The 16,980-nt window shown below is 47.2% G+C and carries 16 protein-coding genes; 8 read left to right on the forward strand and 8 right to left on the reverse strand.

Going from position 1 to position 16,980, the window contains the following annotated elements:
* Positions 1-4: 4 nt before the first annotated feature.
* The 4 genes from QUA47_RS08135 to QUA47_RS08150 all read left to right on the forward strand — a co-directional run bounded on the left by QUA47_RS08135 (position 5) and on the right by QUA47_RS08150 (position 3,085).
* On the forward strand, positions 5-928 hold the full coding sequence (locus QUA47_RS08135; RefSeq protein ID WP_333430378.1) for a nucleoside hydrolase: 924 nt from the start codon (positions 5-7) through the stop codon (positions 926-928).
* A gap of 162 nt (positions 929-1,090) precedes the next feature.
* Positions 1,091-2,449 carry a DUF3370 domain-containing protein gene (locus QUA47_RS08140; protein ID WP_333430379.1) on the forward strand — a complete coding sequence of 453 codons (1,359 nt, stop codon included), beginning with the start codon at positions 1,091-1,093 and terminating at the stop codon, positions 2,447-2,449.
* Positions 2,450-2,637: 188 nt separating this feature from the next.
* Entirely contained in the window at positions 2,638-2,955 is a 318-nt protein-coding gene (locus QUA47_RS08145; protein ID WP_333430406.1) for a VanZ family protein, read from the forward strand.
* Positions 2,873-3,085, forward strand: a complete 213-nt coding sequence (locus tag QUA47_RS08150) for a hypothetical protein (RefSeq protein WP_333430408.1) — start codon at positions 2,873-2,875, stop codon at positions 3,083-3,085. Before QUA47_RS08145 ends, QUA47_RS08150 begins: the two co-directional genes overlap by 83 nt.
* Positions 3,086-3,243: 158 nt before the next feature.
* Here the strand turns inward: QUA47_RS08150 and QUA47_RS08155 are convergent, their stop codons facing one another.
* Both QUA47_RS08155 and QUA47_RS08160 read right to left on the reverse strand, forming a co-directional pair.
* Positions 3,244-4,839, reverse strand: coding sequence for a DUF4335 domain-containing protein (locus QUA47_RS08155; protein ID WP_333430380.1), 1,596 nt, complete (start codon positions 4,837-4,839; stop codon positions 3,244-3,246).
* A gap of 207 nt (positions 4,840-5,046) precedes the next feature.
* The gene (locus tag QUA47_RS08160; protein ID WP_333215091.1) at positions 5,047-5,652 is read right to left on the reverse strand and encodes a DUF3038 domain-containing protein; all 606 of its coding nucleotides are present in this window, start codon (positions 5,650-5,652) and stop codon (positions 5,047-5,049) included.
* A gap of 384 nt (positions 5,653-6,036) precedes the next feature.
* On the opposite strand from QUA47_RS08160, the gene QUA47_RS08165 reads away from it, so the two are divergent.
* On the forward strand, positions 6,037-6,249 hold the full coding sequence (locus tag QUA47_RS08165) for a helix-turn-helix transcriptional regulator (protein ID WP_333334891.1): 213 nt from the start codon (positions 6,037-6,039) through the stop codon (positions 6,247-6,249).
* Complete coding sequence (locus QUA47_RS08170; protein ID WP_333430381.1) at positions 6,239-6,790, forward strand: hypothetical protein; 552 nt, start codon at positions 6,239-6,241, stop codon at positions 6,788-6,790. Before QUA47_RS08165 ends, QUA47_RS08170 begins: the two co-directional genes overlap by 11 nt.
* Here QUA47_RS08170 and QUA47_RS08175 read toward each other — a convergent pair.
* Together QUA47_RS08175 and QUA47_RS08180 are read right to left on the reverse strand one after the other, a co-directional pair.
* Positions 6,753-7,694, reverse strand: coding sequence for a site-specific DNA-methyltransferase (locus tag QUA47_RS08175; protein ID WP_333430382.1), 942 nt, complete (start codon positions 7,692-7,694; stop codon positions 6,753-6,755). The genes QUA47_RS08170 and QUA47_RS08175 overlap by 38 nt on opposite strands.
* A 159-nt stretch (positions 7,695-7,853) precedes the next feature.
* Entirely contained in the window at positions 7,854-10,556 is a 2,703-nt protein-coding gene (locus QUA47_RS08180) for an endonuclease MutS2 (RefSeq protein ID WP_333430407.1), read from the reverse strand.
* A 466-nt stretch (positions 10,557-11,022) separates the two neighbouring features.
* On the opposite strand from QUA47_RS08180, the gene QUA47_RS08185 reads away from it, so the two are divergent.
* Complete coding sequence (locus QUA47_RS08185) at positions 11,023-12,270, forward strand: response regulator (protein WP_333430383.1); 1,248 nt, start codon at positions 11,023-11,025, stop codon at positions 12,268-12,270.
* Positions 12,271-12,556: 286 nt separating this feature from the next.
* Here the strand turns inward: QUA47_RS08185 and thrB are convergent, their stop codons facing one another.
* The 4 genes from thrB to QUA47_RS08205 form a co-directional block, all read right to left on the reverse strand.
* Positions 12,557-13,624 carry a homoserine kinase gene (gene thrB / locus QUA47_RS08190; protein WP_333430384.1) on the reverse strand — a complete coding sequence of 356 codons (1,068 nt, stop codon included), beginning with the start codon at positions 13,622-13,624 and terminating at the stop codon, positions 12,557-12,559.
* Positions 13,625-13,713: 89 nt separating this feature from the next.
* Positions 13,714-14,208: a tetratricopeptide repeat protein gene (locus tag QUA47_RS08195; RefSeq protein ID WP_333404599.1), complete on the reverse strand. Its 495-nt coding sequence runs from the start codon at positions 14,206-14,208 to the stop codon at positions 13,714-13,716.
* A 3-nt stretch (positions 14,209-14,211) separates the two neighbouring features.
* Entirely contained in the window at positions 14,212-14,778 is a 567-nt protein-coding gene (locus tag QUA47_RS08200; RefSeq protein WP_333430385.1) for a Uma2 family endonuclease, read from the reverse strand.
* Between the two features lie 222 nt (positions 14,779-15,000).
* Positions 15,001-16,236, reverse strand: a complete 1,236-nt coding sequence (locus QUA47_RS08205; protein ID WP_333430386.1) for a VWA domain-containing protein — start codon at positions 16,234-16,236, stop codon at positions 15,001-15,003.
* A gap of 72 nt (positions 16,237-16,308) precedes the next feature.
* Here QUA47_RS08205 and QUA47_RS08210 point away from each other — a divergent pair, with 72 nt between their 5' ends.
* A complete protein-coding gene (locus QUA47_RS08210; protein WP_006632447.1) occupies positions 16,309-16,968 on the forward strand; it encodes an ATP-dependent Clp protease proteolytic subunit in 660 nt (219 codons plus the stop codon).
* The last annotated feature ends 12 nt before the right edge of the window (positions 16,969-16,980 follow it).

Consider the following 16,980-nt stretch of genomic DNA (forward strand, 5'->3'; position numbering starts at 1 on the left):
CAAAATGCCCAAAAAACTCGTACTCATGGATCACGACGGTGCAGTTGACGACTATCTCTCCGTCGTGTTGCTGATGACAATGGAGGAAGTCGAAACTCTGGGAGTAATTGTAACTCCTGCGGACTGCTACATTCAACCGGCTGTGAGTGCAACGCGCAAAATCCTCGATTTGATGGGGCGTTCAGAAGTTCCGGTGGCGGCGAGTACGGTGCGAGGACTCAACCCATTTCCCGTGTTATTTCGGCGAGATTCCTTTGCAGTCGATCGACTTCCCATTCTAAATGAAAAAGGAACCATTGACACGCCGTTAATATCAGAACCCGGACAAAACTTTATGGTGCGAGTTTTGCAGGATGCAGCCGAACCCGTCACATTAATGGTAACAGGGCCGTTAACAACAGTAGCGCAAGCTTTAGATATCGCGCCAGAAATAGAAAGCAAAATTCAAGAAATTGTCTGGATGGGAGGCGCGCTAAATGTTATCGGCAATGTTAGCAAAGATATGGAACCCGGACAAGATATGTCGGCGGAATGGAATGCTTACTGGGACCCGATAGCAATCGATAGAATTTGGCAAACCCAAATTCCCGTTGTCATGTGTCCCTTAGACATCACTAATAATGTACCGCTGACTGTAGAATTTTCCAATGTCTTAGCAAGACAGCGCCAATATCCTATTTCCGACTTAGCCGGACAGTGTTATGCCCTAGCAATATCTCAAGATTATTATTTTTGGGACATTTTGGCAACCGCTTATTTAGCGCATCCCGAATTTTACCAACTGCGAGAATGGGAAACAGAAATTATTACCGAAGGCATCAGCCAAGGACGCACAAAACTTAAAATAGGAGGGCGAAAAATTCAATCAATGGATAAAGTAGACACAGCCCAATTTTACAATTACATATTACAACAGTGGGCGAGGTAAAAATCCCAATATCTGCTAGGACTGGTAGGTAAAATCTCCGTACAAAACCCGCCCTGACACGAATATTTACTTACCTCCTCTTCTCTTCCCTCTCTTCCTCTGCGCCCTCTGCGCCCTCTGCGGTAAAAAAAATCTCATCTCCCAAACGCAAAACATCAAAAAATGCTGCCCATTCTATCAATTATCCCCTTAGCCCAAACTCCTCCCGCACCTCAAGAAATCGTCCAAATCCAAGAAGTGCGACCTCTCCCCGGACAGTTAGACAACATACCAGTATTTAACAGCAACAGTCCAGAAGTAGTGCTGCAAGAAGGAATTTTGCTTTCGACATTTCCCCCGGATGGTAAAAGATTTCCGGCGGCACATTTAAACTTTCCGTTTCACGGACGTTTCGACATATTTGCCCACCACATCGCCCGCGCACCTTCGCCGGAAGATTTGCGAACCTTGTATCAAGGAGTAATTGTTTACAATCCTGGCAATAAACCAGTAAAATTAGATATATTGCAAGCTGCGAGTTATCTCAGTCAACCGGATGCACCTTTTATTGAATTGCCGCCACAAGTCGATAATTCAAACAGTAATATTTACGCGGGGCCGGGAAGCCGCGCTGTGAATGATATTTTGAGAGGAAGGAGACAGTCTGAGTTTGGGGCTGAGTTAATTATTCCACCGGGAAAAAGCGAACTGTTGATGAATCATGCGATACCGGTGCGGGGATTGGTACCGCCGCTAAACGGTCGATCGACCTTGATGCGGTTACGCAGCGATGGTATAGTCTATGTTGCCAGTCTGGCGATGTTTGCCCGAGTTGACGGAGATGGAAACGGACAGGGAAAGGAGCGATCGCCCAACTTAGCAGAATGGCAAAACTTATTAGACAATGGTAATATAGCCGGGCCGCGCGATCGAACTCCCACACCGCCAGAAATCACCGAAGGTCAACTAATTTACGGCCGAGTTGCTGGTGTAGCATTAGGTTCCGAATGGCGAGCACTTCTCTCAGACAACCAAGCCACATCAAACCTAGCAATTCCCCAACCGGGAACAGCATTTTCCTATCCATTAAGCAGCCTCCCGCGCGGGATGCTGGGCACAAATCAAGTGCAAAGTGCGAGAATGCTAGTCCGCTACCCAGATACAGCATACCGCGCCCACGGCAATTACGGAATTCAATACAGTCTCAGCTTGCCGCTGTACAATTTTACCAGCAAAAATCAAACTGTAACTGTCGCAATTCAAACTCCAATTAAGACAGACAAATTAACTTCAGGAGGACTTAGTTTTTTAGAACCTCCGGCACCTCAAACTTTTTTTAGGGGAACGGTCAGAGTGCGCTATACTGATGACAATAAAGTGCCTCAAACTCGGTACGTGCATTTAGTGCAGCGGCGCGGACAGCAGGGGGAAGCTTTGGTAAAATTAGAGATGCAAGCGGGAGAAAAGCGACTTGTCGAAGTGGATTTTATTTATCCGCCCGATGCGTCGCCTCCGCAAGTTTTGACAGTAAAAACATATTAAATTTTAGCGGCTGCTACGGGTAGGCCGACGCCTACAAAGACAATGCGTAATTAACCAGATTTGTTTTTATTTTTGCGCTGCGCGGAATAGATTTGTCCCTAGTTGCTATCGGCAAAAAAAAGATGAACTTATCAAAAAAATTCTGGATTATTGCTTGTTTTGTGTACGTTTTAATTCTTCTCAGTATCATGCTTTTAGCCGATACGGGGAACTTAGTCAACTTTCCTCTCGCTCATCCGCCTTATGACAAACTCGGCCACTTTATTTTGTACGGAATAGCATCTTTTCTGTGCCATAGAGCAACTGGAAAAAAAAATATCAATTTGTTTAATTATTCAATTCCTTTCGGACCCGCAATTTTTACCCTGTTCACTGCTGCGGAAGAAATGCTGCAAGCGATTTTACCCAATCGCAGTGCTAGTATTGAAGATTTTTTATTTAGTTGTGGCGGGATTGCAGTTTTTTATTGGATTGGAGAAGTTTGGGATAGAAAAAAAGGGCATTGATGATATAGAAGGAAGAAGGAAGAAGGAAGAAGGAAGAAGGAAGAAGGAAGAAGGAAGAAGGAAGAAGGAAGTTTGTAGGGTTCACAATGCGAACCGGTTAACGAGTTTCAGCAACTTTTGCCAATGGTGACTCTGCGCGCACGGGTAAAGAAATATTTGCCGCCTAAACTGGAGCAACTGTCAATACGCTGGCTGCTGCGGCGGCAGTTAAAATTTGATTTTTTTTGAACTTGTTTAAGATTAGCAATTAACCGGGATTTCCCATCTCGACAATGTGTTTGAGAGCGTTTAATCACTCTCTTCCAAAAAGGTTTGTACTCGACCGTTCGGTCGCAAAACAACTCGAATTTTCGGGTTTTTGCCATTAGAAACGGCAGAAACAAACGGCTCGCCGACTAATGGCATATTAATTTGCTCGATATAATCTGCTGCTGCTTTTCCCATCGGCACAATAGTTTGAACTGACCCATTTTCATCGATCAGCACGCTGTATTCCAAAGTTTGTTCCATTCCTTCTGGAGGCTTCCAGCGTTCCTCAAAGTAAGTTCTAGCTTCTGAAACTTGAGGAATTGTATCAAATAAAGTGCGGTTTTTTTGACTCGCCGCGGCCTGGTTGTTGTCCTCGGGTTCGGCTGGGGGTTGAGCATCCTCAAGAGGTGGGAGTTCGGTACTGGCGGGGGGGACAATCGGCTCGATGGGGCGGGGCGAGGGCTGCGGCGGGGGAACGGGAAATCGGGAAGCAGACAGGGAGGGCGGCAGGGGGGGCGGTACGGCGGGAGCTAGTCTCGGCGGTAGGGGGGGCAGCACGTAGGGTACTGGTGCAGGTGCTTGGCGGGCGGAAATGGGCGGTTCTTCGGGGGCGGGAATTGTGATTGTTTGCCCTTGAGGGAAAGCTGGGGCGCTCTGTGGGGCGCTGGCTGCGCTGCCGTTGGCGGGAAATAGCAGGGGTGGCTGCTGGATGGGGCTGGGTCTGTTGCTGGGGGGATTTGGGGCGAGGGCGATGGGAGGTAAGCTGGGGCTGGGCGAGGCGGCGGTGTTGATGGGCGGGGGCGGCAGGGGCGGTAAACCGGGTGTGGCTGCGGGTGTTGGTGCTGCGGGTGTCGGTAGGGCGGGAACTGGACTGGGGGAGACGCCGGCAGCTAGCTGGGGGTTTCCTGGAGCGGGGGCGAGTTGTGGATTGGCGGGGGCTGTGGCGGGGGCTGTGGCGGTTTGCGGGGAGGTGGCGGCCCGATCGAGCATTTTGATAATTCCTGTCGTCAGACCCGCGCTGGCGACCATCATTGCTGCCACCTTAAGCCAGGGTGAGGACAGCGGCCCTCGGGGCTCGCGGTTGAGGTTGGGAAGCGCCATCACTTCGGCGGCGCAGTCATCTAGTGCTGTGGCTAAGTCAAACAGTTGCAGGGTGCTCAATTTTACTACCGGCCCGGATTCTGCGGCGCTCAAAGAGCCTAAAAACAAGTTGTGGGCGAGCAAGCCGCGGGGTTCTAAGCGGGGGGGAACCGGAAGGTAGGAGGTGTTCGGGGCGGAAGTTGCTAGTTCGGAAGTGTTGACGGCTCGATCGAATAGGACGGCGTTAGGCGCGGCTTGTGGCGAGTCTGGCCCTGCAGCGGTACGAGCGGTTTGAGAGTTAAGGTTGCTTTCCCAATCGCGGGATTCGCCCAGCAAGTTTTGGACGTAGGTGCTGACAGCTTCGTGGAGGGTTTCGAGTTGAATTCGATCGCCCCTGAGGGTAACGTGTTCGGTATCTGGCAGCCTGGGGTCGTCGAGTCGCAGCTCGAAACTTAAAGATTTAAACACCGGTTGGCCCGCCCAGCGAGATAGAGGCGAACTTTTGGCTGTAATTTCCAGCGTGCAAGTGGGGGGCGTGTACCGTTTGAGAACCATAGCGAAGAAGGAAGAAGGAAGAAGGAAGAGGGAAGAGGAAATAACTATGTTTTATCTAATATTTTCCAGCATTCTTAACAAGCTTTTTTAGCAACAGGCAAGATGCCTGTTCCACAATAAATAAATTTTCTGGTGGAACAGGCATCTTGCCTGTTCCTGATGTTTGTCATTCTCGTTATTCTCGTCCGATCGCAATTTCATAAATTTCTAATTTTTAGCGCGGTCTAGAAGAGCCAGCCAGAGGCGGCGGTGCCCGCCGGGACTGCTGTAAAACAGCAAATCGATCAGGAGTTTGAGGGCCAAATCAGTTAGTTCTCGTGCCGATAAATTTTCTGCATCTTCCATGCGCGAGCCATAAGTGTTGCTGAACCTGTCAATATAATCTCCCAGCAAAGCGATGGTGTGAGGTTCGCGGTTTTGCTCTGCCATTTGTTCGAGCAAAGCAACAGCGCGGCGGATTAAAGCTTGGTGCTGTTTTGCCAAATGACAGCTTATCAAAACGAGCGATCGAGCTTCCTCCACATCGAGTTTTTTGCGCCCTCCGTGACCTTTCCGCAGCGGGTTAGATTGGCGCAGCCGCCACAAAGCTACCCGATCGGCTACCATTGGCTCTAAATTCAGTTCGGCTGCTACCTTGAGCATCGCCTCTGAGCCAATTTCTGCCAGTGCTTCTAGGGCTAACAGCACTAAATCCAGTTGGGCTTTAATGTTGTCCAACTGGGTAGGTTCTGGTGCTTTTTGGGTCAATTCTTCCCAGTTGGGAGATGGGCCCGTTTCGTTTGTGGGAGCGGAGGGCTTTACGGTCGAGCGCATGGCTTCAGCACGGGAAATTAAGACAGATTGAGGCTGGATATCAAACAGTATGCCGTGATTCAAGCTTTGCGGCCTGTGGGCAACAGCACATCTGTTAATTTGTCTCCATAGCTCGTTGCTTTGATTCCGGCAATCCTAATTGCTGGACGGAGGTGCGGGTTAAAAGTTGCGGCTTCAAGTTCGATCGATCGCAATCGGCAAAACCCATAGATTTTTACTTCTAACCATCCTACGCCACAGAGTGACCGAAATCAAATCAGTGCTTTGAAACTATCGGGACTTATATCAATGCCAAGATCCTAGCGCTCTCAAATGCTACTTATAGTCTGTCGCTACTTATAGTCTGTCAGATTATAGTTGTCATTGCTTCATCTGGCGCCATCTATGGATATTACGGAGCAATTTGGTAAAAAAGTTAGACATTTCAGAAAGCTCAGAAATCTTTCCCAAGATCAGCTTGCAGAACTATCTGAATTACATCGCACCTATATTGGTTCAGTTGAACGAGGTGAAAGGAATATAACGCTACTTAATGCCAGCAAAATAGCCAAGGCATTATCCGTTAGTCTAGCTGATCTGGTAGTTGATGATGACTGAAAGAAGACTAGAGGAAATTTTAGGAAGATACCAAAACTCATTTACAAAAAAAATTTATGCAGAAGAGAATGAAGAACACGATATTTTAATGGATGTGTTTGGTATTTCTCCAATAATAAAAAAAGAAAATAGGCAATATTGGGGACGTGAGTTAGGTATGTGTTGGCAATTGTTAGTTACTGAAACGTGTAAAACATATTGCAGTAGCTTTCAGCCCGCATTTAAAGTTGGAAGCGATGAGCCGTGCGATCTGATTGTTGATGGGTACGCAATAGATACAAAATATCGTATTGGCTCAGGAGATTCTGGAACACTGAAAAAGTTCAAATCTTATGGCCCACTACTTCGTACTTATAATTACGAACCCGTATTCTTAATTCTTAGACAAGATAATTTGCCCGCAGCTATTACAGCGTGCCAAGTAGGGACTTGGAAAGTTTACACGGGGGACGATTCGTTTGAGTTCATACAAAAAATAAGCGGGTTTGATTTAAAGTCATTTCTTATTGAAAAAGTGGGAGAATTCCCTGTATACCGCTGAAACTATCAAGGCGCTTGTTGATAATCTCTATGTACTCCGGTACTATTTCAATGCCAACATACCTAATGCCAAATTCTTTCGCCGCCAGCAATGTGGTTCCAGATCCTGCGAAAGGATCGATTAGAATAGAATTTTCCAAACGCGGTACAAATATTTCGACCAGCTTTCTCATTAGAGCGATTGGTTTAACTGTGCAATGGACGTTAAACTCCTCGGTTTTCTCACGCTGTATACCTTCTAAAATATTTGATTGAAAACCACCAAACTGATCTTTAGTATAAAATACACCAGTACCATACTCCTGTAGAGTTTCCAAGTAATTATTGACCAGTGGTTTTTGAAGTACGCAGATTGCTTCCCATTCATTCCTCAGACAACTGTGCCAACCATCCCATTTTTCAGAATTTTCATATCCTTTCTTCTCTAACTGTTGTTTAATATTGACACCTTTAGGGATACCACTCGATCTTTTATAAACAAGAATATCTCTCGCATAGAAACCAGCATTTTCAAGTGCTACTTGTACGTGAGCAACAGTCCGTGTGCTGTTGAAAACTAAAACTGTCGCACCCGGTTTGCAGATCCGAAAAAGCTGCTCACCCCACTCAAAGCACCACTTTTCATAATCCAGAGTGTTGTTACGATTCCTTTGATACCATTTTTCGTTTCTGACTCCACCTGCTAAACCACTGCCATAGGGAATGTTTTTAACAAGGGTTTTATTTCCCTTGCCATTGACTCTTTCAATACGCCTTTGAATTTCTGAGTCATCCCATTTATGACCAATAAATTCATAATTATAAGGTGGGTCAGTGATACACGCAGAAATATAATTTTCTGGCAAGGTCTTCATTACTTCACGACAGTCGCCAACCAAAACTTCATTTGAGGGAGTTTTTTTCATTAGTCAGGCAGTTACTAAAGTGGTAAATCAACTCTTAATTATGCCACATTTGCAGTATAGTATTCATTCCGGTTGCATCAGTATGATATGTTCGTTGCGACTTGTTTTGCTGCCGACAACTATATAATTACGAGTCAACCGGAAATGCGTAAATCCTGACTATTTCAAATAAACCACCGTCACACCTGCACCTCCTTCTTTTTGACTGGCGAGCTCAAAGCGGGAAACCTGGGGGTGATTCGCGAGGAACTCGTGAACGCCGCGCCGCAACTGTCCCGTACCTTTGCCGTGAATTATCCACAGCACTCCGTATTCCACGGCTTTGGAAAGAGCTCTGTCTATTTCGATTTCTGCGTCTGAGACTCTCGCACCCCGTAGGTCGATCGTATTATTAGCAGTGCGAATGGCAATTTCGGGATTGGGTTTTGCAGGTTCCGCCGCTGCTTGCTTAGCTTTAGCCGTAGCGAGTGCTTGTGCTTGGGCGGCCGCCTTGGCTAATTGAGCTTTAGTTTCCGGTTTTTGACCGTCGAGGGATTCAATTTCTCCTAGTTTCACAGTCATTTTCATAATCCCAAACCGAACGCTCAACTCTTCGTTAGCGTCGGGGCCGCTGAGGACTTCGGCGGTTTGGCCCAAGCTGGGAATGCGGATGCGATCGCCCACTTTCGGCATAAAACTCGGTTTGGGTTTAGCCGGTTGCTGTCGAGAGGGCAGGTGTTTTTCAGAAATTTGATTTAAGGTTTCTGTCGCTTGTTGGGCATTTTGAGCCGTTTGGTTGCCCGACTGCAAGCGACGAATGATTTGAGCAATTTCTGATTTTGCCGAGCCTATCGCCTCATTTACTGCCACTTCCTGAGCTATTTTTAGTTCTCTCTCCCGCTCTTGCAAAGCGGCTGCTTTTTGAGAAACTTCTCTGTGCAGTTTTTCGGTTTGGTGTAGCAGTTGAGTTGCTTCTCTGGCCTTGGTTTCCTGTTTCCGGCGCTGTGCTTCGAGTCCAGCAATCACTTGATTGACATCTTGAGACGCTCCCCCCACATAGGTTTGAGCTTCATCGACTATCGATGGTAGCAAACCGAGTCTTTTGGCAATGGTGAGGGCGTTGGAACGTCCGGGAATTCCCCACAGCAAGCGATAGGTTGGCTGCATGGAATTGTCGTCAAATTCTACTGAGGCATTTTCAAAGCGGGAGTCTTGATATTTGAGGGCTTTGAGTTCGCCAAAGTGGGTAGTTGCAACTGTTAATAGGGAATGTTGGGCGAGATATTGCAACAGGGCGATCGCCAATGCACTGCCTTCTGAGGGGTCTGTCCCCGCTCCTACTTCGTCTAACAAAACTAAAGATTTGAGAATTGGTAATTGGGAATTGGGATTTGGGATTTGGGGTTGGGGAATTTGTAATTTAGGTTTGAGAATTGGGAGAGCAGAAACAGTGTTTTGTGTATCTGTGACTTCTTGGTCTTGCTGTTGGGAATTAGTAATTGCAAGATTTGAATTTTCTTCCCCTTCCGCCTGCGATTTATTGTGTAAAACTTCTAAAATGCGGCTGATGCGACGGATATGACCGGAGAAAGTAGACAAACTTTGCTGCAAAGATTGTTCGTCACCAATATCGGCCAAAATATTGTCGAACCAAGGCAATTCTACGGGTTCGCGGGCGGCAACAAACATTCCTGCTTTCGCCATTAAAGCTGCCAATCCCAAGGTTTTGAGGGTGACAGTTTTGCCGCCCGTGTTGGGACCTGTGATGGCGACGACGCGGATGTGCGGCCCGATCGTTAAATCGACCGGCACGACTGGAAAGCCTTGTTCGTGCTGTTGCTGCCAAACTAATAAAGGATGGCGCAACTGGCGCAGGGTAATTTGCGATCGCAGGTTGCGAATTAATAATTGACTGTTTTCTGAGTTTTCCTCATCTTCTTTTTCTTCTTTTTCCTCATCTTCTTTTTCGGGATTTTTTGGTGCTAATTCTGGCTCTCCCAATTCGATAAATTTCGGCGGATTGGCTTGCAACCAAAAACTATAACGCGCTTTAGCGGCCGCTAAATCTAAAGTTGTAACTACCACCACCAATCTGTCTAAATCAGGTTTTACTGCTGCGACTTGCTCCGTGAGGGCGCGGCGGACTGCTTCTTCTTCGGCTTGTTCTTGCCTGAGAAACTGCCGCATTTGGTTGTTAAGATTGACTGTGCTGTGGGGTTCTACGTACAGTGTCGCGCCGCTGGCCGAGGAGTCGTGAACGATGCCCGGTATGGCATCTTTTTGTGGAGCTTTGACGGGAATGACAAAGCGTCCGCTTCTTTGGGTAATTAGCTGTTCTTGTACGGCGTTGGATTGGCGCTGCAAAATCCCCTGCAATATTTGATAAATGCGATCGCGCAACTGTCGCATTTGAACTCTAATTCCTGCTAATTTAGGAGTGGCTCTGTCTGCTACTTGAGCGCGATCGTCTATACAGCGGTGGATTTCTTGCTCTAGTTCGGGATAAGTCCGCAATTGGGCTACCAGTTCTTTGAGCGTCGGCACATCTGCCTGAGAGTCAATTATCCGGCGCAATTGCCTTGCTCCGGCGAGGGTGGTAGCAATTGCCAGCAATTCTTCGCCGCTGAGCAAACCTTGCAGTTCGGCTCGCTGCAGCGAAGTGCCGATGTCTTGGATTCCTTCAAAACTCAAAGCACCGCCAGCGCGGCTCTCTAACTGATAAGCTTCCTGAGTTTGGGCTAGGAGTTCTGCTGTTTGAGCTTGATTTGCCGGGATTTCGAGGTCGAGGGCGGCGGCGACGCCGAGTTTGGTGGCCGCGAAGGTAGCCAAGTGCTGACACAGGCGCGGCCATTCTAATAGTTCTAGTGTTTCGGCTTGAATCAAAGTTGAGGTGGTGTTGGTAATTGGCATTCTCAGGCGCTGACCGAGAAGGTGAATTTGACGATACTATTAATTGATTTTAAAGTTTTTTATTGTTTCCTGGCGCAACTTGAGAAAGTATCTGCGATCGCCCTCAGCAGTCTTTCGGCAGAAAGCTCTGATGTACCATTAATTACGAAGGAGAAAATTTGCATTTTTGCATTGCCCGTCTAAAATTATACCTTCTAGTGATGCCATTCCCCAAAAAATATGCAACTGTAGGCAAGCTCCCAACTATTATTATACAGTAAGTCATTCCCAATTTTTTACTCTAAAATATAAAATCTAAAATGGTATGAGCTATTTTTGGTTTTGAGGGCTCGGGCATCGGTTGTTTTTTGGTGGCATTGAACTATTTGGGAATTTTAAATATGTCAGCGCAATTCGGGCGGTTGTATCCTAAAAAGTAATTTGTGGAGATGGTAGAAGTATGGCAAAGATTCTGGCGATCGTCGCGGATACTGTGACTTTTCAAGTGGTGCAAGAGTTACTCGGCCAAGAGGGACATCAGGTAAGAGTCGTTTCCGACGACAAAGAGGGTTTAGACTTGGCGAGGGAAGTGTCCCCCGATGCGATAATTTGCGACGGGACTTCGCCTCAAATCAACTTTTTGGAGGTGTGCCGGCTGCTGAAGGCCGATCGAGAATTGGCGGCAGCCTATTTTATTCTGCTGACAACAGCCGAGCAATTTGATGAAGTTCAAGAATTGGATGCGCCCTTTGACGATTTTCTGTTTAAACCGATAGTTAAGCAGGAATTATTGGCGCGGGTGCGCGCTTCTAAGCGATCGCGCGAGTTGAGGGCGCAGTTGGCTCTCACCCAGCAAGAATTGCAACTGTCGCGCGATCGAATGCTGCAAACTGAAAAAATGTCTAGTTTGGGCGAATTGGTATCAGGTATCGCCCACGAAATTAACAACCCAATTACTTTTATTTACAGCAATCTAACTCACGTCCAAAGTTACGCTACCGATTTAATTGAACTGCTGCGATTGTATCAAAAAGACGTAGTAGAACCCGGAGCAGAAATCATGCAAAAACAACAAGATATGGATGTGGAATTCGTACTCGACGATTTATTAAAAATTGTGAGTTCCATGCGTACCGGGAGCGATCGCATCCGCCAAATAATCTTGTCGCTACAGGATTTTTCCCGCAGCGATCGATCGGGCTGGCAGTTATTCGATGTTTCTGACGGTTTAGAAAATACTCTGTTGTTGTTACAGCACCGCTTGCCGGCTCGCGAGGGAAGGCGAGACATCAAGGTGATGAAAGAATTCGGCAATTTGCCACAAATTGAGTGTTATGCAGGTCTGCTCAATCAAGCTTTTCTGAATATCATCAATCACGCGATCGATATTTTGGAAGAGTCTGCTCAAGAGTTGGCAGAGTTGGAATCAATCAAATTTAAGCCTGTGATTTTGATTAGCACTCAGGTGGTCGATGCTGAGCGAATTTCTATTGAGATTGCTGATAACGACATGGCAATTAGCAAAGATATCACAGCGCAACTTTCTGAGCCATTTTTGGTTGCCCCTCCTGCGGAACCACCCATCTACTCGGGACTTGCTCTCAGCTATCAGATAATTGTAGAGCAGCACAAAGGAGAGTTAAAGTGTTTTTCGGAACCCGGTAAAGGTACTAAAATTTACATAGAAATTCCCATGCGTCACAGCTAATTAATAGTATTTACATTCATTGTAGGGACTGGTTTTTGAGATTGTTGGTTTTAGCCTGAGATTATGGTGAGTCCGCCCCTACAATGACTGCATTTTTTTTAAAGGTAAAATTTTGTAGAGGGCATGGCAGAAGTTATCGAAAAGAGACGTGAGTTGATATTCAAGAGATTGGAAGGAGAGAGGAAGAGAATAGAAATAGGAATAATTCCATGGAGAGGGGCAACCACGGGAGATTGCCCCTACAAAACACGGTTATGTAGATGTTGCGTGTCTAGGAGGAGAATAACTAAAGGGAGACTTGCGCGCCTTGAGTATCGAGGCAGATCGCCCTTACATCTGCCTTTACCTCAAATTCCATCCAAGCAGCCGCCATTTCCCTCACAACCGCATCAGCATTAGTAGCATCCGTTAAAGCCAAAAGCGTCGGCCCGGCACCGCTAATTACCATTCCACAAGCCCCTGCATTCACGGCGGCTTGTTGCACCGCTTCATATCCCTTAATCAGAGATTGTCGGTAAGGTTGGTGAATTTTGTCTTGGAGGGCGCAGCGCAGCCAGTTTTCATTCCCAGTTTCCAAAGCCCGCACTAGCAAACCGAGGTGTGCGGCATTAAAAATCGCGTCAGCCTTACTGTAATCTGCTGGCAAAACTTTGCGGGCTTCGGCTGTAGACAGTTCAAAATCGGGAATGGCTACCACGGGCACAATATTGTGATGCCAGGGAATGTCGCAAATTTCCCAGGAACCCCCCCCCTGCCCCCCCTTGCTAAGGGGGGGTGATGGTAGAATTTCCGCCTCTAAATCTAAGGGTGATTGTTCTGTTAGCCCCGCTTCACGGAGGGGGAATTCTTCTCTTAGCCCCCCCTTACTAAGGGGGGGTTGGGGGGGTGGATTGCTAGCAGCGAGGCGACAACCTCCGAGTAAAGCGGGGACAACGTTGTCGGGATGTCCTTCAAGTTCGATCGCCAATTGCATCACTTCCACTTGACTCAAAGGCGCACCGGCTAACTCATTTGCACCGACTAAGCCACCGACAATAGCTGTGGCGGAACTTCCTAAACCTCTAGCCAGCGGCACTTGCATATCTATATGTATCGCTACAGGGGGCGGCGATTGGTTGAGGCGATCGTATAACTTGAGAAAAGCTTGATAAGCCAGATTGCTGTCATCTGTCTTGACTTTGGCGGCTTCTTGACCTGTAACTGTAATTCTTAGTTTCTCTGTTGCTGAAGGTTCGAGTCGGGAGAATTGGAAGCGGTTGTAGAGGCTTAAAGCGGCGCCGATGCAGTCAAAGCCGGGGCCTAGGTTGGCGGTTGTGGCGGGTACGGTGACGGTGACGGTGGAAGTTTCGGGCATTTTTTGAATAGTTAATTTGGAGTGTTTAACCGCCGATGAATGCGGATGAACGCCGATCGCAGGTATTATACTATGTTTTCAAAAGCCATTTATTCTTGCAGCATTTGAAGATGCTTGATGGCATCTTGATAATCGTCGGTATTGCCATCTTTTTGATAGAGTTCGGCTGCTTTTTGATAATCGGCGATCGCCCCAGGTTTGTCTTCTAAGAACTCGCGGACTCTGGCGCGGTTGTAGTAAGCGTCGCCGTAATTGGGGTTGATTTCAATTGCGCGATCGAAATCTGCTTTAGCTGCTGGATAGTCTTTGAGATTGCGGCCGTGGATGATGCCGCGTTTGTTGTAGGCTTTGGCGTAGTTGGGGTTGAGGCGAATAGCTTCGGTGTAATCGGCGATCGCCCCTTGGATATCTCCCGCCTCTGATTTAGCTAAAGCACTATTGAATAAGTCTTCAGCAGGATTTTGAACAATCGTTTTTTGAACTATTAATATTGCTGAGGATTTAGCAGAGACAGCAGGGGATATATTACCAAAGATAGTAAAGATTACTAGAGTAGCAATTAAATTGTAAAAGGATGATTTCATAATTCAGGCAAAAATTTGAGCTACAGAACAACTAAAACCGGGCAACACAGGCGAAGTTAGTTCATCATTGCTCAACAGCGTAGCAATGAGCCTTAAACTTGCTTGTTCCCTGCGATAAACTTCTATTTGCTGCAATTGCCAATTCACAACCCAGTATTCCTGCACTCCTCGCACTGAATAGAGTCTGAGTTTCAAATCTCTATCCCGTCTTTCATTGTCTGCACCGGGGGACAATACTTCAACAATTAACTCGGGTGCGGCGGTTAAATGGCCGGCTTCGTCTAGCAAGATAGCCAAGCGTTCGTTGCTAGCCCAAACTACATCAGGAATAACATTATCAGCATCACTGAAAATAAGACCTGGATTGATGGCGACTCGTCCCAAACCAGTAGACATCGACCAAGTATCAAGGCAAGAAAAAAATCTGCCGCAAGTCTGTTGATGCCCCCAATGCGGTGCTCTAGTCATAAATAACTCCCCATCAATAATTTCATAACGATCGCCGTTATCGGGCAATAGTTCTAAATCGGCGGTAGTCCAGCGTACTTTATCAGATATTGTCTGGTTCATACAAGCACTCTTGATAGGTGATAGAAACATTCTAGACGATCGAGCTTCTACACGATCCACAGCTTGAAACAATCGGCATACACTGACTTTCGCTTTTTGCAGGCGAGACTCAGAATATTGAAACCCGCGCCCAGGCGGGTTTCGTTTTTGTAGAGGCGATTTCGCATCACCAAATTGTCCGATCGCCCAATTTAAAATTATTTAAAATTTCAAATCGCGCGATTACTTCAAAATAGTTTTAGAAGCAATCCGAGTTTTCTTGCGATCGGCTTCACTCAATTGTTCACCCGACTGCAAGCGAGTAGCAGAGGTTTGCAGCACAGTTGCGGCACTTTTATCACCCATTTGCAGAGCAGTTTTAGCGGCAGTTTGCAGCATCGTTGCCGCACCAGCTCGATCGCCCTGTTGCAATCGGGTTTCTGCGAGTTGAGTTTGGCGGTATTTAGCCAAAGCTAAAATGTGCTGCTGCACAGTCGGGTTAAGTGCCGGCTGATAAACTTTCAAGACATTAGCGGAAACTGCAACGGGATCGGAAAGCAAACTTTGACCCAGACTCGGATCGTCGTAGCGAATTTGCAATTGCCCGATCGCCTGTGTACCTTCGGGCAACTGTCCAATATAAATATTAGCCAAAACTACTCGCTCTATATCCTTCATTAAATCTCCCAGGCGCACCATAAAACGATCGCCCTCTTGCTGTACCGGTAATTCGATCGTATCCGGGGCAACTTGGGCGATCGGTTTGAGTTCGGCTAACCGCACTTTTGGCATTAGGGAAAATAGCAAATAAGCATTAGTCAAACCTACACCTTGGATGCGAGTAAATAGTTTGCCAAACTCGTCAACCGCATCTTCGGGACGCTGAATGTGTGCCAGAGCACCGCCGCCAGCGTCAGCAATCTTTTCCAAAATATCCTGGTTCCAGTTATCGCCAAATCCCAGAGAATTTAAAGTCATGTTGTAGTCAGCAGCCAATTTAGCCAACTTCAAACAGCGGCTGTCGTCGCCGTGTTCATTTTCGCCGTCAGTCAGCAGAAATGCCTGAGATATAGCTTCTTTTTTGCCTTTGCCCAACTCTTCAATACCTAACTTAATGCCCTCATCAATTGCTGTGCCACCGGCCGAGCGCAATTGCTCAATTTGCCGTTTAATACTGCTGGGATCTCCCACAATTTGATTGGGGACGAGGACTTTGGCTTTATGATCGAAAGCCACCGCGCAAAAGCGATCCCCTGGCTTCAACCTGTCGAGCAACCGTCCGGCGGCTTGTTTGACGGTTTCCAAGGGGCGTCCGCCCATCGAACCGCTGTGGTCGAGAATCAGGCACAGGTTTAAGGGTACGCTGGAGTCGATCGAGCTTGCCGTCGCAGACACCGAAATCGCTAGCTGGCGCTGCGTTGAGGGCGCAGCAGCGTCAAGGTTAGGGTCGTTTAAAACCGGGAGCAAACTAACTTTCATGCGGGATACCTAAAGATTGCGTTAGTATTTCTTTAAGAATAGCTCCATCAGTTCAGGCAACATTTCGGTTATATGAACACACCAATTAAAGCTGTGCAATCGCCATACTACGGGGAAGGGAACTCTCGGACGCCACCTCCCGATTTGCCATCCCTGTTGCTGAAGGAGCGGATCGTTTATCTGGGCATGCCTCTAGTGCCTGCGGTAACAGAACTGATTATCGCTGAACTGTTGTTCTTGCAGTACGAAGACCCGGATAAGCCGATCAAAATCTACATCAACTCGACCGGCACTTCTGGTTACAGTGGCGAACCCGTCGGCTTTGAAACAGAAGCCTTCGCTATCTGCGATACGATCAGATACATTAAGCCGCCCGTACACACTATTTGCCTCGGTTCGGCAATGGGGATGTCTGCGATGCTTTTGGCGGCTGGTACAAAAGGCTTTCGGGCGAGTTTGCCCCACGCTTCTATTGTGTTGCACCAACCCAAGGCTTACACGCGGGGTCAAGCAAGCGACATTCAAATTCGGGCTAAGGAAGTGCTGGCAAATAAAGCAACGATGCTTGAGATTTTTGCAAGCTGTACTGGCCAACCGATCGAAAAGATTACTAAAGATATGGATCGGTTGCTGTACCTGACGCCCCAGGAAGCTAAAGAATACGGTTTGATCGATCGCGTTCTTGAAAGTTCGGAAGAATTGCCGAAACCGCTGCCGGCTGGAGTCATCTAACTGAGCTGTGAA

Source organism: Microcoleus sp. MON2_D5 (assembly GCF_036701905.1).
Classification (GTDB): domain Bacteria; phylum Cyanobacteriota; class Cyanobacteriia; order Cyanobacteriales; family Microcoleaceae; genus Microcoleus.

Excerpts from the sequence above, each read along its gene's own strand:
- QUA47_RS08135 (WP_333430378.1), top strand. The coding sequence starts at position 5 with ATGCCCAAAAAACTCGTACTCATGGATCACGACGGTGCAGTTGACGAC.
- QUA47_RS08140 (WP_333430379.1), top strand. The coding sequence starts at position 1,091 with ATGCTGCCCATTCTATCAATTATCCCCTTAGCCCAAACTCCTCCCGCA.
- QUA47_RS08145 (WP_333430406.1), top strand. The coding sequence starts at position 2,638 with ATGCTTTTAGCCGATACGGGGAACTTAGTCAACTTTCCTCTCGCTCAT.
- QUA47_RS08155 (WP_333430380.1), bottom strand. The coding sequence starts at position 4,839 with ATGGTTCTCAAACGGTACACGCCCCCCACTTGCACGCTGGAAATTACA.
- QUA47_RS08160 (WP_333215091.1), bottom strand. The coding sequence starts at position 5,652 with ATGCGCTCGACCGTAAAGCCCTCCGCTCCCACAAACGAAACGGGCCCA.
- QUA47_RS08165 (WP_333334891.1), top strand. The coding sequence starts at position 6,037 with ATGGATATTACGGAGCAATTTGGTAAAAAAGTTAGACATTTCAGAAAG.
- QUA47_RS08170 (WP_333430381.1), top strand. The coding sequence starts at position 6,239 with ATGATGACTGAAAGAAGACTAGAGGAAATTTTAGGAAGATACCAAAAC.
- QUA47_RS08175 (WP_333430382.1), bottom strand. The coding sequence starts at position 7,694 with ATGAAAAAAACTCCCTCAAATGAAGTTTTGGTTGGCGACTGTCGTGAA.
- QUA47_RS08185 (WP_333430383.1), top strand. The coding sequence starts at position 11,023 with ATGGCAAAGATTCTGGCGATCGTCGCGGATACTGTGACTTTTCAAGTG.
- thrB (WP_333430384.1), bottom strand. The coding sequence starts at position 13,624 with ATGCCCGAAACTTCCACCGTCACCGTCACCGTACCCGCCACAACCGCC.
- QUA47_RS08195 (WP_333404599.1), bottom strand. The coding sequence starts at position 14,208 with ATGAAATCATCCTTTTACAATTTAATTGCTACTCTAGTAATCTTTACT.
- QUA47_RS08200 (WP_333430385.1), bottom strand. The coding sequence starts at position 14,778 with ATGAACCAGACAATATCTGATAAAGTACGCTGGACTACCGCCGATTTA.
- QUA47_RS08205 (WP_333430386.1), bottom strand. The coding sequence starts at position 16,236 with ATGAAAGTTAGTTTGCTCCCGGTTTTAAACGACCCTAACCTTGACGCT.
- QUA47_RS08210 (WP_006632447.1), top strand. The coding sequence starts at position 16,309 with ATGAACACACCAATTAAAGCTGTGCAATCGCCATACTACGGGGAAGGG.